Origin of the sequence: Campylobacter concisus, assembly GCF_002165775.1 — a bacterium.
Lineage (GTDB): Bacteria > Campylobacterota > Campylobacteria > Campylobacterales > Campylobacteraceae > Campylobacter_A > Campylobacter_A concisus_E.
The window spans coordinates 14,284-39,673 of the sequence record NZ_NDYP01000005.1 but is presented as its reverse complement, the minus strand read 5'-3'; the positions used below and the strand labels follow the sequence as shown (position 1 = coordinate 39,673).

27 protein-coding genes are annotated in these 25,390 nt (G+C 34.0%); 5 read left to right on the top strand and 22 right to left on the bottom strand.

Annotated elements, in window-relative coordinates:
• The 4 genes from rpmF to B9N66_RS05970 form a co-directional block, all read right to left on the bottom strand.
• Positions 1-147 (bottom strand): 50S ribosomal protein L32, encoded by a 147-nt coding sequence (gene rpmF, locus B9N66_RS05985; protein ID WP_002942540.1) that lies wholly within the window; start codon positions 145-147, stop codon positions 1-3.
• A 12-nt stretch (positions 148-159) separates the two neighbouring features.
• Positions 160-519, bottom strand: a complete 360-nt coding sequence (locus B9N66_RS05980) for a hypothetical protein (RefSeq protein WP_087580321.1) — start codon at positions 517-519, stop codon at positions 160-162.
• 16 nt (positions 520-535) lie between these two features.
• Positions 536-949, bottom strand: coding sequence for a nucleoside-diphosphate kinase (ndk, locus tag B9N66_RS05975; RefSeq protein ID WP_087580320.1), 414 nt, complete (start codon positions 947-949; stop codon positions 536-538).
• A 109-nt stretch (positions 950-1,058) separates the two neighbouring features.
• A complete protein-coding gene (locus B9N66_RS05970) occupies positions 1,059-1,343 on the bottom strand; it encodes an NADH-quinone oxidoreductase subunit I (RefSeq protein WP_087580319.1) in 285 nt (94 codons plus the stop codon).
• Positions 1,344-1,517: 174 nt separating this feature from the next.
• On the opposite strand from B9N66_RS05970, the gene uvrA reads away from it, so the two are divergent.
• A complete protein-coding gene (gene uvrA / locus B9N66_RS05965) occupies positions 1,518-4,346 on the top strand; it encodes an excinuclease ABC subunit UvrA (RefSeq protein WP_087580318.1) in 2,829 nt (942 codons plus the stop codon).
• Positions 4,347-4,404: 58 nt separating this feature from the next.
• On the opposite strand, the gene B9N66_RS05960 is transcribed toward uvrA, so the two are convergent.
• Positions 4,405-5,577, bottom strand: coding sequence for an O-antigen ligase family protein (locus B9N66_RS05960; RefSeq protein WP_087580317.1), 1,173 nt, complete (start codon positions 5,575-5,577; stop codon positions 4,405-4,407).
• Between the two features lie 86 nt (positions 5,578-5,663).
• Here B9N66_RS05960 and B9N66_RS05955 point away from each other — a divergent pair, with 86 nt between their 5' ends.
• The 3 genes from B9N66_RS05955 to B9N66_RS05945 are packed head-to-tail and all read left to right on the top strand — an operon-like array spanning position 5,664 to position 8,512.
• Positions 5,664-6,692: a glycosyltransferase family 2 protein gene (locus B9N66_RS05955; RefSeq protein WP_180382073.1), complete on the top strand. Its 1,029-nt coding sequence runs from the start codon at positions 5,664-5,666 to the stop codon at positions 6,690-6,692.
• Between the two features lie 3 nt (positions 6,693-6,695).
• Entirely contained in the window at positions 6,696-7,745 is a 1,050-nt protein-coding gene (locus B9N66_RS05950; protein ID WP_087580315.1) for a glycosyltransferase family 4 protein, read from the top strand.
• On the top strand, positions 7,742-8,512 hold the full coding sequence (locus B9N66_RS05945; protein ID WP_087580314.1) for a polysaccharide deacetylase family protein: 771 nt from the start codon (positions 7,742-7,744) through the stop codon (positions 8,510-8,512). Before B9N66_RS05950 ends, B9N66_RS05945 begins: the two co-directional genes overlap by 4 nt.
• A gap of 349 nt (positions 8,513-8,861) precedes the next feature.
• Here the strand turns inward: B9N66_RS05945 and B9N66_RS05940 are convergent, their stop codons facing one another.
• The 7 genes from B9N66_RS05940 to waaC are packed head-to-tail and all read right to left on the bottom strand — an operon-like array spanning position 8,862 to position 14,549.
• Positions 8,862-9,038: an adenylyl-sulfate kinase gene (locus B9N66_RS05940; RefSeq protein ID WP_257639788.1), complete on the bottom strand. Its 177-nt coding sequence runs from the start codon at positions 9,036-9,038 to the stop codon at positions 8,862-8,864.
• Positions 9,039-9,060: 22 nt separating this feature from the next.
• Positions 9,061-9,858: a polysaccharide deacetylase family protein gene (locus tag B9N66_RS05935; RefSeq protein ID WP_087580312.1), complete on the bottom strand. Its 798-nt coding sequence runs from the start codon at positions 9,856-9,858 to the stop codon at positions 9,061-9,063.
• The gene (locus tag B9N66_RS05930; protein ID WP_087580311.1) at positions 9,855-10,928 is read right to left on the bottom strand and encodes a glycosyltransferase family 4 protein; all 1,074 of its coding nucleotides are present in this window, start codon (positions 10,926-10,928) and stop codon (positions 9,855-9,857) included. Before B9N66_RS05930 ends, B9N66_RS05935 begins: the two co-directional genes overlap by 4 nt.
• Positions 10,929-10,932: 4 nt before the next feature.
• Complete coding sequence (rfaQ, locus tag B9N66_RS05925) at positions 10,933-11,994, bottom strand: putative lipopolysaccharide heptosyltransferase III (protein WP_087580310.1); 1,062 nt, start codon at positions 11,992-11,994, stop codon at positions 10,933-10,935.
• Positions 11,991-12,695: a glycosyltransferase family 2 protein gene (locus B9N66_RS05920; RefSeq protein WP_087580309.1), complete on the bottom strand. Its 705-nt coding sequence runs from the start codon at positions 12,693-12,695 to the stop codon at positions 11,991-11,993. Before B9N66_RS05920 ends, rfaQ begins: the two co-directional genes overlap by 4 nt.
• A complete protein-coding gene (locus B9N66_RS05915; RefSeq protein ID WP_087580308.1) occupies positions 12,689-13,582 on the bottom strand; it encodes a lipid A biosynthesis lauroyl acyltransferase in 894 nt (297 codons plus the stop codon). Before B9N66_RS05915 ends, B9N66_RS05920 begins: the two co-directional genes overlap by 7 nt.
• Complete coding sequence (gene waaC / locus B9N66_RS05910) at positions 13,575-14,549, bottom strand: lipopolysaccharide heptosyltransferase I (RefSeq protein WP_087580307.1); 975 nt, start codon at positions 14,547-14,549, stop codon at positions 13,575-13,577. The genes B9N66_RS05915 and waaC overlap by 8 nt, the downstream gene beginning before the upstream one ends.
• A 63-nt stretch (positions 14,550-14,612) precedes the next feature.
• Here waaC and B9N66_RS05905 point away from each other — a divergent pair, with 63 nt between their 5' ends.
• Positions 14,613-15,644: a 3'-5' exonuclease gene (locus B9N66_RS05905; protein ID WP_087580306.1), complete on the top strand. Its 1,032-nt coding sequence runs from the start codon at positions 14,613-14,615 to the stop codon at positions 15,642-15,644.
• Positions 15,645-16,158: 514 nt separating this feature from the next.
• Here the strand turns inward: B9N66_RS05905 and B9N66_RS05895 are convergent.
• The 10 genes from B9N66_RS05895 to B9N66_RS05845 all read right to left on the bottom strand — a co-directional run bounded on the left by B9N66_RS05895 (position 16,159) and on the right by B9N66_RS05845 (position 25,255).
• Positions 16,159-16,716 (bottom strand): hypothetical protein, encoded by a 558-nt coding sequence (locus B9N66_RS05895; RefSeq protein WP_087580304.1) that lies wholly within the window; start codon positions 16,714-16,716, stop codon positions 16,159-16,161.
• A 3-nt stretch (positions 16,717-16,719) separates the two neighbouring features.
• Entirely contained in the window at positions 16,720-17,199 is a 480-nt protein-coding gene (locus tag B9N66_RS05890) for a hypothetical protein (protein WP_087580303.1), read from the bottom strand.
• Between the two features lie 120 nt (positions 17,200-17,319).
• Positions 17,320-17,772: a hypothetical protein gene (locus B9N66_RS05885; protein WP_087580302.1), complete on the bottom strand. Its 453-nt coding sequence runs from the start codon at positions 17,770-17,772 to the stop codon at positions 17,320-17,322.
• 204 nt (positions 17,773-17,976) lie between these two features.
• Entirely contained in the window at positions 17,977-18,342 is a 366-nt protein-coding gene (locus B9N66_RS05880; protein WP_087580301.1) for a hypothetical protein, read from the bottom strand.
• 50 nt (positions 18,343-18,392) lie between these two features.
• Positions 18,393-18,869 carry a hypothetical protein gene (locus B9N66_RS05875; protein WP_087580300.1) on the bottom strand — a complete coding sequence of 159 codons (477 nt, stop codon included), beginning with the start codon at positions 18,867-18,869 and terminating at the stop codon, positions 18,393-18,395.
• Complete coding sequence (locus B9N66_RS05870) at positions 18,856-19,662, bottom strand: hypothetical protein (protein WP_087580299.1); 807 nt, start codon at positions 19,660-19,662, stop codon at positions 18,856-18,858. The genes B9N66_RS05875 and B9N66_RS05870 overlap by 14 nt, the downstream gene beginning before the upstream one ends.
• A gap of 394 nt (positions 19,663-20,056) precedes the next feature.
• Positions 20,057-20,851, bottom strand: coding sequence for a hypothetical protein (locus tag B9N66_RS05860; protein ID WP_087580297.1), 795 nt, complete (start codon positions 20,849-20,851; stop codon positions 20,057-20,059).
• A 21-nt stretch (positions 20,852-20,872) separates the two neighbouring features.
• Positions 20,873-21,328 (bottom strand): hypothetical protein, encoded by a 456-nt coding sequence (locus tag B9N66_RS05855; protein WP_087580296.1) that lies wholly within the window; start codon positions 21,326-21,328, stop codon positions 20,873-20,875.
• A 238-nt stretch (positions 21,329-21,566) separates the two neighbouring features.
• The gene (locus B9N66_RS05850) at positions 21,567-22,007 is read right to left on the bottom strand and encodes a hypothetical protein (RefSeq protein WP_087580295.1); all 441 of its coding nucleotides are present in this window, start codon (positions 22,005-22,007) and stop codon (positions 21,567-21,569) included.
• A complete protein-coding gene (locus B9N66_RS05845) occupies positions 22,004-25,255 on the bottom strand; it encodes an NlpC/P60 family protein (protein WP_087580294.1) in 3,252 nt (1,083 codons plus the stop codon). Before B9N66_RS05845 ends, B9N66_RS05850 begins: the two co-directional genes overlap by 4 nt.
• Positions 25,256-25,390 lie beyond the last annotated feature (135 nt).

Sequence of the window (25,390 nt, the reverse complement as noted above, 5' to 3'; positions counted from 1 at the left end):
TTAATATTCACCTGTAGTTTTGTTTATACGGTGAGGCATTTTCCAAGAACCATCTTTGTCTTTTACAGGTACTGGAAGTGTAACTTTATAATGTGTTCTGCGTTTTGCTGCACGAGAATGACTCACTCTTCGCTTTGGTACTGCCATTTTTACTCTCCTTTATAAATTTTTACATTTTTCACAATAGAAATAATCGCTTTTAAAAGCTTCTAACTCACTCTCAAAGACTTCTTTTAAATCAATATTGCCATCAAAAAATTCCATCGTATCGCTAAGCTCATTTTCGCTATCTTTATAAATACCGTCACTTAAATTTAGCTCTACATCTTGATCGATAGGTAGCATAAATACTTCACCGCATCGATCGCAAACATAATTTACATTCCCTTTTATTTTGCCTTGGCATTTTACCAAAAAAGGGTCTTTTCTTTTTAAAATTCCAATAAAAACTAAATTATCATTTCCTACTAGCTCAAAGCTTATATTTTTGTTTGCTATTTTAGAAAAAGATATAATCAATTTTCTTGACCTAAAGTTAGCAAATTTCTCTTAAAGCAAAGAAGAAATTTATCTCATTCACAGCATTTTCTAGGCTGTCACTTCCGTGAACTGCATTTGCATCAATACTATCGGCAAAATCAGCTCTTATAGTGCCAGGAGCTGCTTCTTTTGGGTTAGTTGCACCCATTAGCTCGCGGTTTTTAGCAACTGCATTTTCACCCTCTAAAACCATAACTACAACTGGTCCGCTTACCATAAAATCAACTAAATCATTGAAAAAAGGTCTATCTTTGTGAACTGCGTAAAACGCTTTTGCATCGCATTTGCTAAGCTTGATTTTCTTTGCAGCTGCGATCCTTAGGCCGTTACTTTCAAATCTATCTATAATTTTTCCAACAACATTTTTCTTAACAGCATCAGGCTTAATGATAGAAAGTGTTTTTTGCATAAATTTTTTCCTTAAATCTAGGTTATTTAAATTGAAGTTGGCAATTATATCAAATAAAGCTTAAAAATAAAATAGGCCCAAATTGAGCCTAAAATTTATAAATATAAATTTATTGAATAACTGGAATAGAGCCATTGCGTGCATCAGCACCGATTTGATCGCGAGAAGGTTGTCCTGCTACAACAGTATCCCATACGATACAACCGTCAGTTGGACAGGCGGATGCACAGGCTGGCTCATCGTTGTAGCCTACGCACTCAACGCATTTATTTGAATAAACATAGTATGTATCTGCTCCAGTTGGGTTGTCGCTATCATCAACGATAGCTGAAACTGGGCATTCATCAATACATGAACCACAGCTTATGCATATATCAGTTATTTTTACAGACATTTTTTCTCCTTAGGTTAAAATTTGGCGTAGAATATCAAAAAAAGCTGAAAATGATATAAATAAGCCCTTAAATTTAACTACGATCTTAAATTTTAGAAAAACTACTTTATAAATCTTTTATCACTTTTAGACTAAATTTACAGATTAAAATTTTAAAAAGGTTGTATAAATTTAATGAACGATATTATTGAAATAACTGGCGCAAGGGAACATAACTTAAAAAATATAAATCTCAAAATTCCAAAAAATAAATTAGTAGTTTTTACCGGTCTTAGCGGAAGCGGCAAGAGTACGCTAGCCTTTGATACGCTTTATGCTGAGGGGCAAAGAAGATACATGGAGAGCCTTAGCAGCTATGCTAGGCAGTTTTTAGATCGCGTTGGCAAGCCTGATGTTGATAAGATAGAAGGTTTAACGCCTGCTATTGCGATCGATCAAAAGACCACCTCTAAAAATCCTCGCTCAACGGTCGGTACGATTACAGAAATTTACGACTATCTAAGGCTTTTATACGCAAGGGTCGGCGTTCAACACTGCCATAAATGTGGCAAACCTATCTCAAAAATGAGTGCGAGCGATATCATAAATGAAATTTCAAAACTCCCACTTGGCGCAAAAGTAATCATTTATGCACCGCTAGTGCGTGAGAAAAAGGGCACATGGGCGGACTTGATCGAAAATTTACGCCAAAAAGGCTTTGTGAGAGCGCAGATAGATGGCGTGGTAGTGAGGCTTGACGAGGAGATCGAGCTTGCAAAAACAAAAAAACACACGATAAAGGTTATCGTTGATAGGATCGCTATTGATGAGCAAAATCACGAGCGCCTTGCAAGCGACGTAGAAAAGGCACTAAATGAGAGCTTTGGAGAGGTTGAGATAGAGATCGCAAATGCCGATGAACTGGGCTTAAAAGAGAGTTTTATACATTACAGTGAACACATGGCTTGTTTTGACTGCAAAATTTCATTTACGCCACTTGAGCCACTAAGCTTTAGCTTTAACTCTCCAAAGGGCGCTTGCGAGCACTGTGACGGACTTGGTATAAGATACAGCCTAGATATGAGCAAGATCATCGATGAGGAAAAGTCGATAGAAAATGGAGCGATCAGGCTACTTTACGGCTACAACATGAGCTATTACTATAAATTTTTACTTGCTTTTTGTGAGCAAAATAGCATTGATATCAAAAAGCCATATTATGAGCTAAGTGAAGATGAAAAGAGGCTTGTTTTATACGGGAATGTCAAGGAAGTTGAGTTTTTTTGGAAGCGAAATAAGCTGCTTAGAAAGTTTGATGGAGTGGTTAAAATTTCACATGGGCTTTTGAAGGATTACAAAGACTTTGACGAATACATGAGTGAGAAAATTTGTGATGCTTGTAACGGACACAGGCTAAAGCCTCAAAGTTTAGCGGTCAAGGTCGCTGGCCTTGGACTTGGTGAAATTTTAGATATGAGCATAGAAAACTGCACTGCATTTTTTTCAAATGAGAAAAATTTCGCATATCTTAGCGACTATGACAAGGCGATCGCAAAGCCTATCTTAAAAGAGATCAACGAGAGGCTTTTCTTTTTGTATGACGTGGGGCTTGGCTATTTGTCGCTTGGACGTGATGCTAGGACGATCAGTGGTGGTGAGGCGCAGCGTATTAGGATCGCGAGCCAGATAGGAAGTGGGCTAAGTGGCGTCATGTACGTGCTTGATGAGCCAAGCATCGGCCTTCACGAGCGAGATACACTAAAACTCATAAAAACGCTTAGAAATTTACAAGCCAAAGGCAACTCTGTAATCGTCGTTGAGCATGACAAAAAAACGATAGAAGAGGCTGATTTTATCGTAGATATTGGCCCTGGAGCTGGTAAATTTGGCGGTAACGTGGTCTTTGCAGGCAGTTCAAAAGAGCTTTTAAGCTCAGATACTCAGACTGCACAATACATAAATGGTAAGAAAAAGATAGACTATCAAAAAAATAGGAAAGCTGAGAAGTGGCTTGAAATTTCAAATGTAAATATCAATAATATCTCAAATTTAACCGCGAAATTTCCTCTTAGAAACCTTGTGGGTATCACCGGCGTTTCAGGATCTGGTAAGAGTTCACTAATACTTCAGACCTTGCTTCCAGAGGCGCAGGAGCAGCTAAATAGAGCTAAAAAAGTTAAAAAGATAGCTGGGGTAAATTTAAGCGGGCTTGAGAATTTAGATAAGGTGATCTACCTCGATCAAAGCCCGATCGGCCGCACTCCACGCTCAAATCCAGCAACATATACCGGTGTGATGGACGAGATAAGAAATTTGTTTGCGCAGACCAAAGAGGCCAAGCTTAGAGGCTATAAAATAGGGCGCTTTAGCTTCAACGTCAAAGGTGGACGCTGCGAGAAGTGCCAAGGCGAGGGTGAGATCACGATCGAGATGCACTTTTTGCCTGATATAAACGTGGTTTGTGACGTTTGTAATGGCGCTAGATATAACGCTCAGACCTTGGAAATTTTATATAAAGGCAAAAATATCGCCGAGGTGCTAAATATGAGCATAGATGAGGCGGTTGAGTTTTTTAAGGCTGTGCCAAAGATCGCTTCAAAGCTCACCACGTTGCAAGACGTGGGGCTTGGCTACATAACGCTTGGACAAAATGCAGTCACACTTAGTGGCGGCGAGGCGCAGCGCGTGAAGCTAGCAAAAGAGCTTAGTAGAAGTGATACCGGAAATACGCTTTACATCCTTGATGAACCAACGACAGGGCTTCATTTTGCTGATGTTGATAGGCTGGTAAAGGTACTAAATCACCTGGTCGATCTTGGAAATTCTGTTTTTGTGATCGAGCATAATATGGATGTTATCAAAAACTGCGACTACATCATTGATATGGGACCAGAAGGCGGCGCAAAGGGTGGCAAAGTAATAGCGTGCGGCAACGTAAAAGAAGTAGCTAAAAACTATAAAAAAACTGGTAGCTACACTGGAGAATTTCTCGCACAAGAGCTTGAGGAAATGAAGAAAAAATAAAAGATTTGCTTCAACCGTTTCTTTATACAATTTAAAACGATTGAGGCGTGTTGAAGCGTTAGCTAATTTTTAAGGTCGATTTTTCATCTATCGCACTTAAAGCTAGGGCCCAAAATAGTAGCATTAAAAGGGCATTTTCATGGTGAAATGTTGTATTTGCAAGTGAGATTATATTATTAGCCATAAGCATTAAAAGTGCAAGAAAAACTATGCTATTTTGTCTAAAATTTTTAATGAATTTTATAAAGAGTAATAGTTGAAATACCAAATATGCAAACAAGGCAACGACGCCCTTTTCTGTTAAAAATGTTAAAAAGGTATTGTGTGCGTGACTAACATGAACTTCAACATTGCCTGGAAAATATTTTGTTATATCAATGATCTTAAACTCACCAGAACCTATCCCAAATAAAGGGTGTTCTAACCACGTATAAAACGCGCTAGCAAAGATCGGATATCTAGTCTCTGATCCAGTTACCCCCTTTGTTAGTTGACTATACAATCTTTCATCTTGAGCGATATTTACTGATATATATATATAAGAAATAGCTATTACACTAAATAAAATTATCAAGCCTAATAAAAATTTTATTTTTATCTGTTTATTTAGAATTTCAAAAAACAAGTAAATAAAAATGATAATTGGCAAAAGATACATTGTAGCTCTAGAGCCAGCTATCATTATACCAAGGACGCAAAATCCGGCAACACTTATGCCTATATACTTTTCAAAAATTTCTTTGCTATTTATCGAAACTAATGCTACACAAAAAACTAGTAGCATAAAAATAGCGCTATGATTTACGTGTCCTATTGATTTAAGCTCAAAAAGTGCTAAAGGATCATTTGAAGTGAATTTTTCTATACAAGCAGGGATAAACGCAGCAATAAAACCAGCAAATAAGGCAAAAAATAAAAATTTAAAATTTATTTTTTCTACGCCGACACTTCTGGCTACAAAGAAAAATAGCATACACCTTAGTGGATCAAGCGCTCTTGATGCAGAAACTCCATTTATAAGACAACTTATAAAAGTAGCCAAAACAAAGATAAAAAGTGAGATATTTATGAGATCAAATTTAAATTGCCTTTTTTCTTTGACACAAATATAAATTCCAGCCAAGACAAAAAGTGTAAGTGAAATTTGCTTTAAGCCCTCAGTTACTGGTAGTGTAAATAAGACAATAACTAAAAAGAGATTGTAGAGCTTAGACACAATATCGTTTTTCATGCAGATCCTTTAAATTTTAAGTGGACATTTTATCATTGCTGAACTAAAAATAATATACAATTAAACAAAAATTAAAAGGAAGTATCGTGCCTAATGTGAAAATAAGCTTTGTAGTGCCTGTTTTTAACAAAAAAGAGCACATTAAGGATTGTTTAAATTCGCTTATATCTCAAGACATGGATGATATTGAGATTATAGTTATTAATGATGGAAGTACTGACAATACGCTAGAAATATTAGAAGAATATAAAGATAAAATAATATTAAAAACAAAGAGCAATGCCGGTGTTAGTGCTGCTAGAAATGATGGTATATTGCTAGCTAAAGGAAAATATACTATTTGTGTAGATGCTGATGACTATGTAGAAAAAGATTATGCTTCAAGTATTTATGATATCGCAGAAAAATTTGATGCCGACATAGTGATAACAGATATGTGTAAGGTCTATGGTCATAAAAAGCTCCTTTTGAAGGATTTTGAGACAAAAGATGATGGCATAATCGATAAAAACGAGTATCTAAAAAGGCTTTTAGCCTCAAGGCACAACAAAGTCTTGCATAATGCGGCAAATAAGGCGATTAGTACTAAAATTTTAAAAGAAAATTTATTTCCAGTTGGAATCACACAAGCTGAAGATTTTCACGCTGTAGTGAGAAATGTTATCGCTTCAAAAACTCTTGTAAAGCTAAATAAGGCTTTTTATTACTATAAGATAGGAGACAACAACACTGCTGGCTTTGAAAAATTAAAAGCTGTGATGGATCATAAATTTGTTTATGATGACATAATCTCGATTTTAAAAAACAAAAATTTAGCTCTTGAAATGGTTCCAGATCTAGAGCTTAGAAAGATAAAAAGCGTCTATATGCCAGCCATTTTGGCAAGACCAAATCTAAAAAATAGTAGCTATGTAAAGGTACTTGATCTCTTTTATGAAGATAGTGATAGCATCATAAACTCAGCTGGTTTTTCAAAGCTTAGATTAAAACAGAGAATTTTGCTTAAAGTGCTAAAAAATGTAAAATCGTACGAAAATGTATCAAAAATTTTAAAAATCTTTAATACAATAAATGGCTTTTTGTCAAATAAAAAAATGAAAGAATTTAAAGAGTAGAAAATGATAAATATACTTGAGCTTGAAAGCTCTCTTGGATTTGGTGGGCAAGAACACCGTACACAGCGTGTGATAAATGGGCTAGATAAGAGTAAATTTAAGGTTTTTTATGGGCTAAATCCTGGCTCAAAAAGCTTTGAGAAGCAAATAGAGTGTGAATTCGTTGAGTTTAATCTCAAAAAGTCTTTCAATATCTTTGAAATTTTAAAAATTTGCAAATTTGTAAAGCAAAATAATATAAAAATCATCTCAACGCACTCAGGCAAAGATGGTGCCATTGGAGCGATTGTGGGTAAAATTTGTGGCGTTAGCGTGGTTCGTACTAGGCATTTACAGCTGCCTATAACATCGCCTTTGCCTTATAATCTAAGTACAAAAGTAGTCGGCGTGTGCGACTCAGTATGCGAGGATCTTATAAAAAGAGGCGTGAAAAAAGAAAAAGTCGTCAAAATTTATACAGGTATCGATACGCAAAAGTACACACCAGAATTTAAGATAAATATGAAAAAAGAATTTGGCCTAAGTGACGATGTAGTAGGCATTTGTATTGTGGCAGTGCTAAGGGCTGCTAAAAACCACAAGCTCTTAATCGATGCTTTTAGTGAGCTAAATTTAGAAAAGTCAGCCCTTTTCATCGTAGGTGACGGCCCTCAAAATGAGAACCTAAAAGAGTATATAAAAGATAAAAAAAATATCTTTATGCTCGGCAACAGAACCGATGTGAGCGATTTTTTGGGCTCACTTGATATCTGTGTGTTACCTTCAGACATGGAGGCTATCGGCGGAGCGCTACTTGAGGCGTCTTCGTGCAAGCTTGCTACTATTGGAAGCGATGTGGGCGGACTTGGTGAGGCTGTGAGCGATGGTAAGAGTGGATTTTTATTTCAAAATGGCGATAAAGAGGGGTTAAAAAAGGTGCTTGAAAAGCTCATTTTGGATGAAAATTTAAGAAAACAGATGGGCGAGTTTGGCAGAAAGTACGTAAAAGAGACATTTAGTATCGAAAAAATGATAGAAAATACACAAAATTTATATATGGAACTTGTAAAATGAGCGTAACGGTTTTGATGTATCACCACGTGCTTGAAAAGAGCGGCTTTATCGCTAGTAGCGTGGATGAGTTTAGATCGCATATGAAATTCTTAGCCGAAAATGGTTATAAAACTCTAAGCGTAAATGAATTTATCGCGTACAAAAAGGGCGAGCTTGAGGTGCCTAAAAAGAGCGTTTGCATAACATTTGATGATGGCTGGATGGATAACTACATTTACGCCTATCCTATTGTGAAGGAATTTGGGCTAAAGGCAAATATTTTTATAATTACTGGCTGGATAGAAGCGGCACAAAAGGCACACGAGATGAGGCCTGCTAACTTTTTAAATGTTGATCACAACGAGTGCAAGAGGCTTGCTCCAAGTAGGCCACAAGATGTGATATTAAATTTAGAGCAGATCGAGAAAATGAGTGATTGTTTTTACTTTCACTCACATACACATGGCCATTTTGATGGATATTTTGGGCAGCTGAGCCTAGACGAGGAATTTGGTCTTTGCCGTGAGTTTATGAAGAAAAACTTTGGCTTTGATGATGAGGCACTTTGCTGGCCAAGAGGCAAATATAGTGATGAATACCTAAGTTCTGCTAAAAAGCACGGATATAGCGCATTTTTCACTACAAAACGTGGTATAAACAAGGCTGATGGCAACCTTGAAGAGATAAAACGCATTGTTACAAAACGTGATGAAAAATGGCTAAAAAAGACTATGTTTATTTATCAAAATAATATTTTAGGCTCTATCTACGCGGCGATAAGGTCTTAGTGAACTAAATTAATTGGTAAAAATTTTCTTATTTTTGGCTATATGTTTTTTGTGATATCTGGAGAATCGCTTCTGATTATATATTTTGCTTTATTGGCGATTTGAACTCTAGTTTAAATTTATGCTCATTGTTTTGATTACTGGCTTGGATCCTTGCTCGAGTTTCTTTTATAAATTCCAGCGATTCGAGTTTCTTCATCAGCGTTTAAAATACAAAGAATGTCACATTTACTTATACGTAAGAGTGGATTTGCGCTTACGTATATTACGACTTTTACAAATGGCATGATAAATTTAAAAAAAACGGCATTATCTCATTTTTGTGGTCGACTTTAATTTTTACCATTGGTCATATAAAAAAGAGATTTATACTCATTACATCATCGTCGATTACAGCGGCTTGATAAGGTTTAAAGTTTTTAAATCCATTTTTTCTAATTTGTTTTGCAAGTGTGCTTTTGCCACTGCCGTGAAGCCCAGTAAGAGCGATTAAGGCTCGTTTTTTATCTTTTAAATTTCTTTGCAAGCCTCGTTTAATGCTTCAAGCATTATTTATAGCCTCTATTTCTAAAATTTGAATATAAATTTCCTAGCACTGGTGTAGAATAGATAAAAAGCTTCTTTTTGATCCTAAAAATGTAGTCACTCTCGCTCTTTGCATTGTTTGATATATCGATACGTCTTATCTTAAATTTATCATCTCCTGCGCAAAATCCGCCATCTATCACACTAAAAGCAAAGTCATAATACTCTCTCACAACTTTTAGTGAAAGCTCGTTAAAGTGCCCTTTGGGAAAGCAAAAGCCAAATTCTTGTTTTTCAGGAAATAGCTCTTTTATCTTAGCCAGCGAGCTAGAAAATTCCTCTCTTAATTTTTCTTTATCATTGCTTTTGCAAGAAAAGTGGCTCGCTGTATGGCTATCAAACTCAAAAAGGACACTCTCTTGCATTTGCCTGATCTCGTCTAAATTTAAAAAATACTCCGCATCTTTTTCGTAGTCTATTTCTTTATGTTTTTTAAATGCAAAGTCGTAGTCTTGCCTTTTAAAATCTTTGATCTTATCTGTTATCAAAAAGCAAACAGCTGGAATATTTAGCTCTTTTAAGATAGGAAATGCAAATTTATAATTATCAAAATATCCATCATCAAAAGTTAGTAAAATGCTCTTTCTTGAGGCTTTTGCTCGGCCACTAGTTATATCTTTAAACTGGCTGTAGTTTATAAATTTATAGCCCTCATCGAGTGCCATAAGAAGAGCTTTTTTAAATAGCTCTGGCTTAATGGCAAAGTCATTTTCATTGTTATTACAGTGGTGCATCGTTAGCACGCAAACTGGGTAGTTCATTTTTGCTCCAGTAAATTTTTAATAGCTTCTTTTAGCGCCTTATGGCTAAAGTTCTCATCCACAAATTTAAAGGCATTTTGTGAGTAAATTTTAGCTTTTTCGGGCTCGTTTATCAGCTCTAAAATACACTCTTTTAGTGAAATTTCATCTAAATTTTTAGCACAAAGCCCACGTTCTTTGTTTTTAACTAGTACATTCATCGGTGCGTTATCGTAGACTACGACTGGCACTTTTGAGCTCATTGCCTCAAGTAGGACTGTACCAAGCCCCTCAGAGTGCGAAGCAAAGACATAGATATCAAAACTTTTTATAACATTTGCCGCGTCATTTCTAAAGCCAGTGAAGATGATCCTGTCTTTTTCATCAAACATAGAGGCGATCTGCTCTTTTGTGCCGTCGCTAATGTTGCCAGAAAAAACAATAGTCGCATCCTTTGACTTTAAAATCTCTTTTGCAGCACTTGCAAAGTCAAAGACGCCTTTCTTGCGGTAAAGCGAGGTAAAAATGCCGATGACTAGCTCGTCTTTGGCGATATGAAACTCATCTCTAAAAGTGCTTTTTGTGCTATCGATCTTTTCAACATCAACCGTGCTTGGCATAAAAAAGAGCTTATCTTTGCTAACTCTGATGCTTAACAGGTACTCTTTGACACTATCTGAGATGTATAAAATTTTATCAAATAGCTTTTTGTGCATGAGTTTTGAAAGAAAGCCTTTTATAGGAAAAAGATTATGCCTTTCCTTGTAAAATTTAACACCTTTGCTTCTGTAAAATAGTCCAGCAATTGCTCCAACCCAGCTATCAGTCGAGCCATGTGTGATTACGATATCTATCTTGTTTGAGCTTATCGCTTCACAAAGTACTGGCACGCTTTTATGAAAATTTTTCTTATTCATCTCTTGTGCTATAACACTAAAGCCTTCTTTTTTTGCAATGCTTTCTATCTGGGAATTTGGGTTGCAAAAAAGTATGACATTGTGACCCATCTCGCGCATAAAACGCATCTCATTTAGCGTCTTGTTTTGCTCACCACCCCAGTTAAAAAGTGTCTGCGTGTGAAGAATATTCATCTGCCTATCCTAAAATTTCTTTTATTTTGGCTTTTATTTTTGGCATTTCGTCGCTAAAATCCATCAAGGTCTTTTCTATTCCATGCTTTGCTATGCCCTCTTTATCGCAAGGCACAAAGTCCCAGTCTTTTTGATAGACGATGTGTTTCCCCATATTTTGGATACCATTTTGTGCTGTATAGCCATTTTCCATGAGTGAGTTATCCCAAGGCCCCCACTCAAAAGCATTACTTGGACCAAAAAAGGCTATGACTGGTACATCATTTGCAGCGGCAATATGCATGATGGCGGTATCAACACCGATAAAAAGGCTTGAACGCTTCGATAAGGTGATCGTTTGTTTCAAATTTAATTTGCCGCCTAAATTTATAGGCTTACTCTTGCAAATTTTTAGTACGCTTGCTAGCTTTTCAAGTTCATTTTCTTTATTGTCGCTTGTTAGCACGACCTTTACCCCAAGCTCATTTTCGCAGTAGTCAATGATCTCTGCCATGCTCTCATCATTTGCGCATTTAAACATCCAGCGGCTTGTAAGATGCATATGTACAAAGCGTTTTGGTAAATTTAGATGCTCCACACTCTCGTCCGAAAATACACTCATCTTTTTGCTAACCGGTTCAAATCCCAAAGCCCTTAAAGCATTTAGATTATGATCGATCGTATGTGAAAAATTTTCATAGTATTTTGCTTTGACGTTTAGAAGTGTATTTATTGATTGATTTTTACCAAGAAAGCCTACTATTTTTTTGATCTTTGCGTATTTTGAGATGATGATACCGCGATCCCCCGTGGTTGTTTGCACGGCCATATCGTATTTTTCTTTTTTGATGGCTTTTATAAATTTTATCTCGGTAATTAGTTTTTTAAAAAAGCCAGAATTTGCACTTTGTCTATCGTAAATGTGAATTTTATTTATATAAGGATTGCCTTCTATCATCGCTTCTGTGTCTTTGTTTAGAGCAAAGTCGATGGTTGCATCTGGGTAGTAGTGGTGTAAATTTTCAATGAGCGGCGTGGTTAAAAGCACGTCGCCGATATTTCTAAATTTAATTACAAGTATTTTCATTTTATATATTTCCAAAATGTGTACTGGGCGTAAAGCCTGGCTATGACGTAGCCAGCAAAGCCCTCTTTAAAGCCACCTTTTAGCACATAAAGCTTAAAAAATGTCCACGCTGGGCTTGTTAAAGCTTTAAATAAATTCCTTTTTGCCCCCATGCTTGAGTAGCGATTTTGTTTAGAGATAAACTGCTCGATACTCTCATATGCATAGTGCAAGAAGTGATTTTTAAGTACTCCAAGCTTTTGCGAGCCGTCATTTAAAATAACCTTTTCATGCACGGCTCTGCCATCAAATTTGGTAAAATTTTTGTTAAAAAGCCTCACCGTGTAGTCTGGATAGAGCCCCATATTTTTGATCGCTTTGCCAAAGAAAAAATTTAGCCTAGCTACGTTGTAAGCCATAAATTTTGGCTCTTTTAATGTATCTATGATCTCGTTTTTAAGTTCATCCATGATCACCTCGTCGCTATCAAGCACAAAGATCCACTCATTTTTAGCTAGATCCACGCCCTTTTGCTTTTGCGCGCCAAATCCCAGCCAAGCTTGCTCGTGAAATTTCACATTGCTAAAGCCATCACAAATTTGCCTTGTGCTATCTTTTGAACCACTATCTACAACGATGACCTCATTAGCAAATTTAGCGCTTTCTAGTACCTCTTTTAGATATTTTTCGCTATTGCAAGTTAGGATGACAACGCTTAGCATTCATACTCTTTTTCGTAAAATCTTTTAAAGCGTTTGTGAAACCAAAAGTACTCCTCTGGCCTTGCTCTAACCATCTCTTCGCACGCGCTGCACTGCATTTGCGTTACTTTTTGTACCGCCTCTTCTTTGTCAAATTTATTTATATCAATGGCTGGCGAAAAGCAAACTTCGCTTATGTTTTCATCTTTTTGATAGATAAATGCATTAATTATTAGTGCGTTTGTTTTTTGAGCTAGCACGCTCGCAGCTGGCGTGTGAAGCACATCTTTGTCAAAAAATTTCACCTTTATGCCATCTTTTGGAGCGGTATTTTGATCGACTAAAATTCCCACTATTCGCCTAGCTTTTAGCGCTTTTAAAATATCTTTTGCGCCGCCATCTTTGTCAATGAGCTCCACATCAAACTGTGATCTGTTTGCACTTAAAATTTTATCCATGACGCTACTATCAAGCTTTCTGCCAAGCACTGAGACTGCACCAAAGCGAGCAGCCATCGCTAGACTAAAAAGCTCCCACTGCCCAAAATGCGCGGTCGTCACGATAATCGGACGATCAAGCTTAAGCACTTCAAGCAGATTATGCTCATTTTTAAAGCTAACTTTTTCAAGCACTTTTTGCTTTGTTGTATTTTGGTTTAGGATGAAATTTATACCAAGGTATTTTGCAAAGTTGTAGTAGCATTTTTTAGCGATCTCTAGCTTCTCTTCCTTGGTTTTTGACTCACCAAATGCAAGGTTTAAATTTGTCATAACGACGTGAAGTCGCTTTTTATTAAGCTTCATATACGAAAAAGCTAAAAATTTAGCGAGCAAATCTCTAAGTGAGCTAGGCAGTAAAAATATAAAAAATTTTAAAGTATAAAAGCCAGCCAGATAGAGCCTATCCATTTAGTAGCCTTTTTGCAAAATTTGTAATCGTTTCTGGGAAAATCTCTCTTATGCAAAAGTCGTTTTTATCGATACTTCTGGCGTCTATTTGCTTGCCCATATCTATAACTAAATTTTTATCCGTGATGTAAGCATTTCTGTGGCTTGGACGGTTACCAAAAAGTGTGATAGAAGGCCTATTCATCGCCCAAGCAAGGTGTGTTAGGCCACTATCGTTACCAATTACTAAATCACAGCTTGCAATGAAGCTTATCATCTCTTTTATGTTAAGTTTTTCAAGTAGCTTTGCCGAGGTGCCTGAGATGATCGCCTCAGCCCTTACTTTTTCGCTCTCACTTCCGTAACAAAGGTAAATTTCGCATCCATCAAGCAGCCTAATCACATCTTTAAATTTGTTATAAATTTTGCTCTCTTCGCTTGCAAAGGCAGCGATCAAAACACGTTTTTTGCCACTTTCATTTTTATAAATTTCACTTGCTTCAAAGCAAGGTACTTTTTCTAAAATTTCACTTGCTTCAAAGCTAAAATTTAGAGCAAATCCTGCAAGGCTTAGATTTCTAACTATTATGTTTTCGTTGTAGTCAATTTTAAATTTATGCTTGTAAAGCTTAGCAGCTATTTTCTCTTTGACGCTCTCTTTGCTAAAGCCGTAAATTTCTTTGCCAAGTAGTTTTGCGACGACGGCTGATTTAAAAAGTCCCTGCAGGTCGATTATCTTATCAAATTTACCAAGCGTTTTTATGATCTTATAGCTCTTTTTAAAACTCTCTTTGAGTGGTAAAACGACTAGCTCGTCGATTAGCGGATGATCTTTTAAAAGGCTTGCAAAACGAGCATCAACGAGCCATGTGATATGGGCATTTGGATGGTGCTTTTTGATAAACTGAAGCACTATCGCCGCATGGACAATGTCACCAAGTGCTGATAGCTTTACAATGGCTATTTTTAGTTGATTTTTGTTTTGCATTGATCACTTTAGATATAAATTTTTGGTATGATTTTAAAAAAAAATGCTTAAAAAAGGGCTAAAATGGCGAAAAGTTACATCTGTGTCTTTGACTGCGAAACGATACCTGATGCAAATTTGATAAGAAAAATTTATGGCATTGACGGGAGCGATGAAGATGTGAGCGTGCAAGCGATGAAGCTACAAAAAGAGGCCAGTGGTAGTGAGTTTTTGCCTGTGATGTTTCATAGAGTCGTGGCTATCTCTGCGGTAATGGCTGATGAGTACGGCAAATTTTTAAAAGTTAGCACGATGGAGGGCAAGGATGAGCGCGAGATCATCGCTAAATTTTTAAAATTTATCAATGATTATAACCCAAGGCTTGTTAGCTTTAATGGCCGTGGCTTTGACCTACCGATGCTAATGGTGCGTGCGATGCGCTACAACCTAAACGCGGCGGCATATTACGAGAGCGAAAACAAAGAGCTAAATAAAAATAAATGGGAAAACTATAGGGCAAGGTATTCGCCTAAATTTCACCTTGATTTGCTTGATTTTATAAGCGATTTTGGAAGCGTAAGAGGGCTAAAGCTCGACACTCTTTGTGCTAGCTTAAATTTACCTGGCAAGTACGACGTACACGGCGATCAGGTGCTTGAGCTATACTATGCAGGCGAGCTTGATAAAATAAACGAATACTGCGAAAGTGACGTGCTTAACACCTACTGGCTTTTTTTAAAATTCGAGCTTTTACAGGCAAATATCTTACAAGATGACTATATAAATCACCTAAACGTGATGAGTGAATTTCTAGCCAAAAACTGCGCTCACAGAGGATACACTGAGGTCTTTTGCACTGCGATAAGCGACGAGCTAGCTAGACTTAATGGCAAGCTTGATTACGAGATAAAGATCCAAAAAGAAGACGATGAAGAATTTGATAATTTTAGTGATCTTGACGGCACAAAAGATACGCCAGAGCAGCTAAATGAGCGTTTGGCAAGACAAGGGCTTGATGGGCTTTTAAAAAAAGCTAGTGAGGTTGCGTCAGCTGCCAAAAAAGATAAGAGTTTTGCCGAAGAGAAACTACCTGAAATAAATTTGGACGAAGAGTAGAAATTCTACGCTTTTAGGCTGTAAAATATCTTTTGCTACTCTATGGAATTAATATCCTGATCCACGGAATATCACGGGTACTCAAATCCAAATTCATACTCTTTTAAAACTCCATTAGAAAAGATGAATTTCTCGTAGTAGAGTGGCATATCAAATTCTTGCAAGAGTTTGCTTTCATTTTGCTCAGTGATGTAGGTGACGGTAGAGGTGGTGTTTTCTTCTTGTAGATCGTTTGGCTTACCTAGCTTCTTTAAAATTTGCTCTTGTTTGTCGCCAAGTTTTATACCAGAATTTGTAGTAAAATCTTTTATTATATTTGCTTTTCGTAAAATATTTCTGATGCTAATTGGATCATCTATGACTGCTAAGTTACCGTTACCCCACTATTTTCTGTTTGTTCAAATTTTTAGTTCAATGTTTTATAGTAGCTTTGCTAGACATTAAGAGTTTATAAGCATATAAATTCTGTCCTATTAATATATTTACTTTTTAATATGTTGCTCAAATTACCTAATTACTGCTTATTTTTCATAAAATTTTTTCTCATGTCATTAAGAATTTTTGAAGTGATTTGATTTATATAAAGCTTATTCTTTTTACCATGATCTACGTAGTAATTTTCTACTTTACTAATCTTTTCGTCGCTCGTATTTTCATCTATGTATCCAAATTTCCAAGTATACTCATACAAATAAAATTTCGAGGCTAATTTTTTAAAAAGTATATAAAAATCCACTATGTTTCCGTCTCTGTCTTGGGTTCCACCTTTAAACTCAATTATATTGCCATTAGCCGTAACGCTCCACATCGACATATCGTCATAACAAAAACTCCATTTTTTTATCTTGTCTTTGTAAATAATTGCGCACTCTTTTATGCCTATTACTCGACCCAGATTGTCTTCACTATAATTACGTAAAATTTTTACAGAATAGCTATCGCTGCCCGTTTTAAAATAATAGTTAGATACGTCTTTGTATTTAAAATTTGGTATTTCATCTTTTCCCATACCATTGAAGGTCAGCAATGATACTAATAAAAATACACTATTTAAAAATTTGAAAAATTTCATATTCTATGATCCATAGGTACTATATCCATTAGGATTTTTTATTAGTAATTTTTTAACAGCATCCGCATCATATTCTATACACTTGTCGTCACATTGAAAATTCAAGACTTTTGTTAGAAGCGAAACAATGATCGAATTTTCTTTTTTGTTTAACTCATAGTAATTAGTTACATTGCTCCTTGCGTCATTTAAAGAGTAGCTATTGATGACACAAAGATTTTTCTTTTTATTTATTTCTATAAAAAATACTGATTTTATTTCATCTAGAATGTCTATAATATCAGGTTTTATTAAGGTTTTATCTGTATTTAAAAGCACCATTTGTGTTTTGTTGTTTTGTGTTTTTAAAAACGTAAGTATAGCTAAAGCACCATCTAGTTTTACTGCAACTGGCTTATGGGGCATTGTATTATTGCTATCTATTTTGCATTGCTCCCGGTCATCTTTTTGTCCATTGGCTTTAAGCTTTTTAGAGATAAACATGCAGTTTATTTCGGCTCTATTGGCATTTTTTTGAGGCTCAAAAGCGTTTAAATTTATGACTATTAAAAAGCTTATTAATAGTATGGTTTTAAATTTAATCTTTTATCCTTTGTAAATTTATTAGTCAGGTAAATTCTTGGATGTAAATTTATAAACATCTACGCTACCGTCTTTTTCCTCATATAGCCATAGCTCACAGATATTTTCAGGATTAGTGTCAAATAACTGAACCAAGAGAGTGTTTTTGTTTATCCATTTAAAATCAAAGTCATAAGAATAGTTATTTGCATCATAGGTCTTGTATCTCATATTTTTCATACATTCTATGTCTTTTATAGGAGGTTCATAAATAAGAACATTTAAAATCGGCTCTTTATACATATTTAATATTGTATCTCTGCGGTAAGTGACCATACTTTCAACCCAAATTTTCTTTGCAAGCTTTTTACAGTCTTTATTCAAAAACTTTTTAGGTATTGTCTTTTTTCCCCAGTTATAATCATAATCATCTGTTGCAAATGATAAATTTACAGCTAAAAGTAAAGCTAAGATTATTTTAAAGATTATCCTCATAATATTTCCCCAAAAGTATTTTTATACCCCTCTTTTAATATCTCAATAGGATCTGCTAAGTCTTTACGCCTTTTAAATTTATTGTTTGGATCATTGGTGACAGTCAAAACATCACAATAGCTATTAAAAATTTTTCATTTTCATAGTAATATCCTATTTATTCAGCTTTGAAAAAAAGTAATTACAAAATCACGCACGCTAGCCCTATTTATCAAATTTTAAATATTTACTATCGCAATCTTCAAAATGATTATACTCGTTCATAGAGTTTCCGTAGTTTTGTATGACTATGCTACCATTTTCATACATCCCGTCAATTTTTTTAAATTTTATATAAAATCCACCTTCGCCATTGCTTTTTATGCTTGATATATAGCCTTGTGATTTTGTCTGATTATTATCAACTATCTTGTAAAAATACTTTGCCTTATTGGTATTTTTCGTTATTTCTATTGAAATATTACAAGGCTCATTTTTGTAAAGCCCAGTTAAATTTATATCTTTTGCGTAGGCATTATGCGCCATAAAGGCTAGCACCATAAAATAAAAAATAACTATCTTTTTTACCATATCTATCCGCTATTTTTTAGTCGCATTATATCTATTTAACAAAGGCAAAACTATATCTTTTTGATCTTTCCATTCTCAAATTTATATTTTCTTTCGTCTGATAGTTTTCCACTGCTTTTAAAATTTGGCTCACCATTGTTGGTTAGTATATTTTTGTGTGGTTTGTCTATTATTAAGATGCTTTCATTAGTGACTTCGAAAAATGGTATACTCGCGCACCAATCTATCTTGCCTTGAAATTTAACATTATTGTCCTCTTTCTTTTCAAAAATTCTCAAAGGCCCATGTCCACTGCAGGCGGAATAGTTTTGTATGTCTTGAAATATCCACACTTCACTTCGATTAAATTTGGTATAAAATATTAAATTTGGTTCAAGCTCATATTCGCACTCTCTGCTATAAGTCTCTTCATCATTTATACTTATGGAGCATTTGTTGTCCTTGCTGTACGTTTCTATACTTAAGTTTTGGGCGTTAGAAAATATAGCTAAAAGTAGCAATAAGTATAAAAATCTAGTTTTTATCATCATTTTTTCTATTCTCAGGCAAAATCAAATGACCATTTTTGTCTATAAGGGAGTATTGGACTAATAAAACATAGCTTGCATCCCAGCAATGATTATACCCAAAGCCCTCAATATCATAGTCCTTATATTTTTCTTCAAAATTTTCATAAAGCTTTAAATTTTTTTCTTTTTGTTTTGCGCTTATGCCTTCAAATTTTAGGTCTGATATAGAGATAGTATCTTCAAAAACCTCTTTAAATTTCTCATAGTCTTCGCCGTAAATTCTTCTAAATAGCTCTTTATCGTCCTTATAAAGCATTAAAGTTAGCTTTGCTGCAAAGTCTCTATATTTTTCACTTATACAACCTATACTTTCAGATACAAATAAAGCCTTGCTCTCTACAAAGCTATAGTCATACTCTTTTTTTAAGTATTTAATGCACTCCTTTTGGGTTTTAGCTATCCTCTCTCTAGCTATCTTTTGAGCCTTTTCTTTTAAATTCGGATTTTCTTTTACTATTAGATTATAAAGATCGCTAAAATAGTTATCTCTAAAAGAATTATAGTCTGACTGGCATATAAAGTCTTCTAAAGAGTATTTTTTAAATTTATATTTGCCCTTGGTATCGTAGCAAGCAAAGCTTGGTAAAATAGTATGGCTGCCATAGTCCATTATGGGATCAAGTGGATAGTCGTTTATCTGCGAAAAGTCAGAGGCAAATTTTATCATAGCTTCGTCTGGGCTTAAAGGCTCGTAAGCATATAAACTTAAGCCTATCGTCAAGCTAGCTAATAATATAGTTTTAAATTTCATCCTGTTTCCTAGCTGAAGTATCTTAAATGCTTTATCTATCTTTTTCTATTATGCGGTAAATTATATGCAATATAACAATGAATACAATTAAGGCTAAATTTATTAATGTTAGCACTGATATAAATGGTAAAAAAAGAAAGTCTCCAGTATCTGGATCCCAAAAAGAAGGATCTAAAAGATCTTTTGAGGTATTGTATAAAAAGCTACCACATCCGACCCAAACGTTTAGCGTGACAAATAAAACTAGCTTAAAAAAGAGCGTATCAAATTTTTGAGAGATCTTTTTAAATAGTGTACTAAGAAAAAGAAAGAGTAAGAATATGCCTATTTCAAAGAAAATTATGATTAAGATAAAATTTAAACTCATTAAAATCACTTGTAGAAAATTTATGCACTACTCCTCTTTTCTATTCTCTGGTAAAACTAAATGACCATTTTTGTCTATAAGGGAGTATTGGACTAATACTATATAAATTAGATCATGGATTTTGTAATTACCATAATTGCCAGTATAGTCATCATATTTTCTTAAAAACTCAGCATAAGGATTTTTGTCTGTATTTTTAATACCATTTAGCTCTACTTCTGAGTAAAGTATCGGCACATACTTTAAAGTATCTTCAAATACCTCTTTAAATTTCTCATAGTCTTCGCCGTAAATTCTTTTAAAAAGCTCTTTATCGTCCTCGTAAAGCATAAGTGCTAGTTTAGCTGTAGAGCTTCTATAGTGTGATTTTATGCAGTGAATAGTATTTGACATAACATCAGTATCGTTGCAATTTACCTCAAATTTTTTATAACTACGTGCTATGCACTTTTTCTTACTGTTTTTTATTCTATCCCTATTTATCTTTTCAGCTTGAACCTTTAAATTTGGTTTTTCTTTTACGATTAGATTATAAAGATTAGCAAAGTAGTTATCTCTAAAAGAGTTATAGTCTGACTGGCATATTAAATCTTCTAAAGAGTACTTTTTAAATTTATACTTGCCACTATTGTCATAGCATTTAAAGCTAGGAGTAATTGAATTGCCATTATTATAGTTTTCACCACATGATATAAGAATATTAACCTGTAAAAATCCTCCATAAGATGCTTTATTGGTAGACTCGCTCGGCATCATAGGTTCAAAAGCATATAAATTTAAGCTCATTAGAAAGCTTAATAATAGTATGTTTTTAAATTTCATTTATATCCTTATATAAATTTATTAATCAGGTAAATATCTTGATGTAAATTTATAAACATCTACGCTACCATTCCTTTCTTCATATAGCCATAGCTCACAGATATTTTCAGGGCTTGTATCAAATAGTTGAACCAAAAGAGTATTTTTATTTATCCATTTAAAATCAAAATCATAAGAATATTTTTTTGTATCATAGGCTATATATCTTATGTTCTTCATACGCTCTATATCTTTTAACTCTGGCTTAGGCGGGAAAAATATCATTAAAATAGGTTCCTTCCACATATTAGTTATTGTGTCTGATACATAAGTATTTTTACTTTCGCAAAATATTTTCTTTACTAATTTACGGCAGTCTTTATTTAAAAATTTCTTAGGTATCGTCTTTTTCTCCAAACTATCGTAATAATCATCTGTTGCAAATGATAAATTTACAGCTAAAAGTAAAGCTAAGATTATTTTAAAGATTATCCTCATAATATTTCCCCAAAAGTATTTTTATACCCCTCTTTTAATATCTCAATAGGATCTGCTAAGTCTTTACGCCTTTTAAATTTATTGTTTGGATCATTGGTGACAGTCAAAACATCACAATAGCTATTAAAAATTTTTCATTTTCATAGTAATATCCTATTTATTCAGCTTTGAAAAAAAGTAGAAAAATAAGCAAATAAAAGAAAATCTAAAAACCACTATACTTTATATCTTTTTAAATTTATTTTGATCGCTTCAATTCTTTAAAATACTCTTTTGATATAAGCATATTTTTTGGTACCCATTCCTTTTTGTTTAATGTCTCACACTCTTCAAAATTTACTATAGCTCTTTTGTTTTCATCGGCATCTATTCGTAGTGCTAGGTAGCATCCATTGCCTTCATATATGTATTCATCTGCAAAGTAGGCTAGTTTCTCGCCATATTCGTCATCATCTGTCTCTGGGTCAAGATCTATATTTTTATTCCTGGCTACTCCAGATATTTTTACAATATCTTTATATACGTTATTTTCATAGGTTAGACTAAATTTGATCTTATCTTTTGCTATCTGCTTTGTACTTAAATTTATACTTATGGTATCTGTTTTGTATGTAAAGACTTGTGCAAACGAACCACTACAAAAAAATACTATAAAAAATATAAATAAAATTTTTTTCATCTAGTTTCCTTTATATTGTCAATATTGCCATTTTCTATGGTAGGTAGACTGTAATTGGGTGTAAAATTTTCCGGATATACAAATGTAAAATTTTTGTTTTTATATATAGAATATCTTACTTCATCTTTTTGGTTACCTCCTAATATTACAAGATTATTATTTTTTGTTACAGCAACAACAAACCCAACATGTCCTGTTCCATTTTTATTAACAACAACTGCTAAACTACCATATGCGGGCTTGTCCAATTTTTTCCCCCAATTTTTCCAGGAGTATGCACCAGCACTATTGGTTCCTTTTATACCAACCTGGGACATTACCCAGTTTACAAAACTGGAGCACCAAGGTGTTTCATCGTCTTTGAAATTTCCTGAAGTAAACGAGTGGTATTCTATGATTTTAGGGTTGTGGTCTTTGCCTGTTATTTCTTTTACTCCTACTTCTTCTCTTGCGACAGCTATCCAAGGCAGCTCTTCTTTTTTTATCTTTATTACCCCAACCCCCTCATCTCCATCTTCCCACATACCTTTATTTACTCTAGTTAAACTCTTTGATTCATTAAAAGAGTTAATAAATTTATCCATATTCTCTTTACTTAATAAATTTATACCAAGCTTATCATCTTTATCTGCATTAGACTGATTATTACTAGAGCTCTCTTCTTTTGCATAAATTTGATAGCTCTTATTTGTATTCTCATCACTTTTTAGCTCTTTGCTTAGCTTGTCGTCTTCATAGATATTTATCTCATTTGATGAGATATTTTTATTTATATATAAGTAATTATCATTTTTTATTAAAGCATCGTCTTTATTATCACTAAGCTTTAATTTAGCATCAAAGCTCTTCTCTTTTATAGCATGCTCAAACTCATATATAACTAGCTTATCATCTTTAAATTTAATATATAAAGGTATCTTTATATCTATTCTTATATGATTTTTGCCATATCTTGTATAAAACTTAAATTTATCCTTATCACCTTCAAGATATGCGAAAAATACTATAGTATGACCACCTTGCTTTAGCTTATCTAGATCATCTTTTTGTATAACATCTGAAATTTTAAATGTTATCTCTTTACCCTTTTGATCTTTTAAGGCTACTACATCTTTTGGATTTGATTTGGATAGCTCATCATACTCTTTACTTTTTATGACCTTATATCCCCAAAGTATCTCTTTATATCTCTTACTACCTTTTTCTTGTTTATATATAGCCTTTAAGCATATTGGCTCATTTGTCTTAAATGGATACTCACTATCAGAGATTACATTTGTTATATGATCTGTTATATCTCTTAACGAGACCTTATTGCTATAGCAAAAGTTAGAACTACTCTTATCTTGATATCCTAAAGATATTACAGCTGTATCAGAGTGAGCATGAATATCTTTAGTGCTATAAACTTTACTTAGATCACTTGAATAAAGTATAAATTTAGTATCTCCTTTATTCTCTTTATCTATTGGGATATTAAATGTAGCTGTATATGAGTTTTTGATACCTGAGTCTTCATTTTTTATTAAAGATATACTCTCATATATACTTTTATCAAAGCAGTGATGAAGATATATCTTATCTATATCTTCACTTGCCTTACCATCTTCGTTTTCAATGATGAGATTGTTTATTGTAAGAGTAAGACCTGAACTTGATGCTGATGTAGGTACTATATTGTTGCCATGAGCTAGACGAAGCTTTATATCAAACATAGCTGAGTCTTTATCATCTCTTAGGGTAAAGTTATTCTCTTTGGCGAAATTTAATAAAGAGAAATTTAGGTGTTTGTTGTTAGATGAGGGGTCTTCAAAGTACTTCATACTTATAACGCTATCTTCTAGCTTATACTCTATATCATCGCTATTTTGCTTTATGCTAGTAAAGGTAGCACCATTTATCTTATCTTCTTCATTTTTGTTTTCTTGATAGAGTATTACCGTATCTTTGCTCTTTACATTTTTAAATTTTATCTCTTCATTTTTACTATCTTCGTAAGAGTCAAATTTAAAGTCAGTAAGTATTAGCTCGCATAAATTTACCTTGCCATAGTTTGGTCTACTAGAATTTAGCTCTTTTGGGTTTAGCTCACTGCAATCAAATGGAGTTTGACAAGCTAGCACAACGGTAAATTCGCTCTTTTTAGGTTGAAAGACTCTAATAGGAGTTGTCATCTTTCTTGGGCATAGCAAGAGTATATTTTCTTGTTTGTAAAATTCCTCCTCTCTTTGCCTTAGGAGCTTATTTATTCTTGAAGTATTTGAAGCATTTGAGCTGATTAAATTTACGCAGTATATGTTTTCAAGGCTAAAGGTCTTTGTACTTTGAGTGCTTAATAAAGAATTTATCTTTGTAACAAATGGCTGAAATAAAGCCTCACATTTTAATGCATCTGATGCGTTTAAATTTGATCCATTTTCTTGAAGCTTCATAAATTCTAAATGAGTGACGTTTTGGATGATTTCTTTATTGTTTTGATTTTTTAATTTATATTTTGCTTTGGATATATTTAAATGACTAAAAACATCTATGCACTCGGCAAAATTAACATTTTGTTCATCACTTTCATAAAGCCCAAACTGATTTGAAATTTTTTCTCGCAAAAGAGATATTTTATTGCTTACTTCATCACTAAAGCTCTCATATGCTAGCCAAAACCAGGCCTTAAAACGATTTTTGCTTTTGATATGGCTTGCTAGGGATGGATCAATATTACTTTTCTTGCTGATATAAAGAAGTGCTAAAAGCGCGACATGCTCTCTTGAAATTTGGCTATTTTTATCTGAAGTGAGCGAAACGGCTTGTAAATTTTTAAGCGGAGAGTTGTTTAATTTTTGATTTATCTCTTGGATTAGCGGCGTAAGCTTTTGCTCCAAGATGGCATTTAGCTGATCTTCCGAGCTAAATTCAAACTCAGGCAAAGTATCGGTACTTCCAGACTTTGCATAAGCCTCTTTTGCGGCGTCATTTATCTTTTTAAAAAGTTCATCTGTATCTATCTTTTCTATGGTAGTCTTACTCGTGGTGTTAGCAATAGCTCGCTTGATATCTTTTATGACTTTATCTTTGTTATTTTTATAAATTTGAGTACAAATAAGTTCTATATCATCTTTTATACTAAAGCCATATCCAATGAGTAGTTTGTTGTTAGATATAAATGGCCTACTTATGTCATTGTCATATGAAAATTTTATGATATCTATTAAATTTCTTTTAAAATTTACATCATTTCTGGGCGTTAGAGGCATTAAACTTCCTTGGAAATTTTTGCTAAATATTAGCACAAACTTAAAAAGTATTCAACAATAAAACTTTATAGTAAAAATTTGTGTCAAAAACATAAATTTACATGTTTTTATTTTTGACAAGGCTACTTAAAAGGG

Bases quoted from the DNA above. Each gene is read 5' to 3' on its own strand.
- rpmF (WP_002942540.1), bottom strand. From the start codon at position 147: ATGGCAGTACCAAAGCGAAGAGTGAGTCATTCTCGTGCAGCAAAACGC.
- ndk (WP_087580320.1), bottom strand. From the start codon at position 949: ATGCAAAAAACACTTTCTATCATTAAGCCTGATGCTGTTAAGAAAAAT.
- B9N66_RS05970 (WP_087580319.1), bottom strand. From the start codon at position 1,343: ATGTCTGTAAAAATAACTGATATATGCATAAGCTGTGGTTCATGTATT.
- uvrA (WP_087580318.1), top strand. From the start codon at position 1,518: ATGAACGATATTATTGAAATAACTGGCGCAAGGGAACATAACTTAAAA.
- B9N66_RS05960 (WP_087580317.1), bottom strand. From the start codon at position 5,577: ATGAAAAACGATATTGTGTCTAAGCTCTACAATCTCTTTTTAGTTATT.
- B9N66_RS05950 (WP_087580315.1), top strand. From the start codon at position 6,696: ATGATAAATATACTTGAGCTTGAAAGCTCTCTTGGATTTGGTGGGCAA.
- B9N66_RS05945 (WP_087580314.1), top strand. From the start codon at position 7,742: ATGAGCGTAACGGTTTTGATGTATCACCACGTGCTTGAAAAGAGCGGC.
- B9N66_RS05935 (WP_087580312.1), bottom strand. From the start codon at position 9,858: ATGAACTACCCAGTTTGCGTGCTAACGATGCACCACTGTAATAACAAT.
- B9N66_RS05930 (WP_087580311.1), bottom strand. From the start codon at position 10,928: ATGAATATTCTTCACACGCAGACACTTTTTAACTGGGGTGGTGAGCAA.
- rfaQ (WP_087580310.1), bottom strand. From the start codon at position 11,994: ATGAAAATACTTGTAATTAAATTTAGAAATATCGGCGACGTGCTTTTA.
- B9N66_RS05920 (WP_087580309.1), bottom strand. From the start codon at position 12,695: ATGCTAAGCGTTGTCATCCTAACTTGCAATAGCGAAAAATATCTAAAA.
- B9N66_RS05915 (WP_087580308.1), bottom strand. From the start codon at position 13,582: ATGGATAGGCTCTATCTGGCTGGCTTTTATACTTTAAAATTTTTTATA.
- waaC (WP_087580307.1), bottom strand. From the start codon at position 14,549: ATGCAAAACAAAAATCAACTAAAAATAGCCATTGTAAAGCTATCAGCA.
- B9N66_RS05905 (WP_087580306.1), top strand. From the start codon at position 14,613: ATGGCGAAAAGTTACATCTGTGTCTTTGACTGCGAAACGATACCTGAT.
- B9N66_RS05895 (WP_087580304.1), bottom strand. From the start codon at position 16,716: ATGAAATTTTTCAAATTTTTAAATAGTGTATTTTTATTAGTATCATTG.
- B9N66_RS05890 (WP_087580303.1), bottom strand. From the start codon at position 17,199: ATGTTTATCTCTAAAAAGCTTAAAGCCAATGGACAAAAAGATGACCGG.
- B9N66_RS05885 (WP_087580302.1), bottom strand. From the start codon at position 17,772: ATGAGGATAATCTTTAAAATAATCTTAGCTTTACTTTTAGCTGTAAAT.
- B9N66_RS05880 (WP_087580301.1), bottom strand. From the start codon at position 18,342: ATGGTAAAAAAGATAGTTATTTTTTATTTTATGGTGCTAGCCTTTATG.
- B9N66_RS05875 (WP_087580300.1), bottom strand. From the start codon at position 18,869: ATGATAAAAACTAGATTTTTATACTTATTGCTACTTTTAGCTATATTT.
- B9N66_RS05870 (WP_087580299.1), bottom strand. From the start codon at position 19,662: ATGAAATTTAAAACTATATTATTAGCTAGCTTGACGATAGGCTTAAGT.
- B9N66_RS05860 (WP_087580297.1), bottom strand. From the start codon at position 20,851: ATGAAATTTAAAAACATACTATTATTAAGCTTTCTAATGAGCTTAAAT.
- B9N66_RS05855 (WP_087580296.1), bottom strand. From the start codon at position 21,328: ATGAGGATAATCTTTAAAATAATCTTAGCTTTACTTTTAGCTGTAAAT.
- B9N66_RS05850 (WP_087580295.1), bottom strand. From the start codon at position 22,007: ATGAAAAAAATTTTATTTATATTTTTTATAGTATTTTTTTGTAGTGGT.
- B9N66_RS05845 (WP_087580294.1), bottom strand. From the start codon at position 25,255: ATGCCTCTAACGCCCAGAAATGATGTAAATTTTAAAAGAAATTTAATA.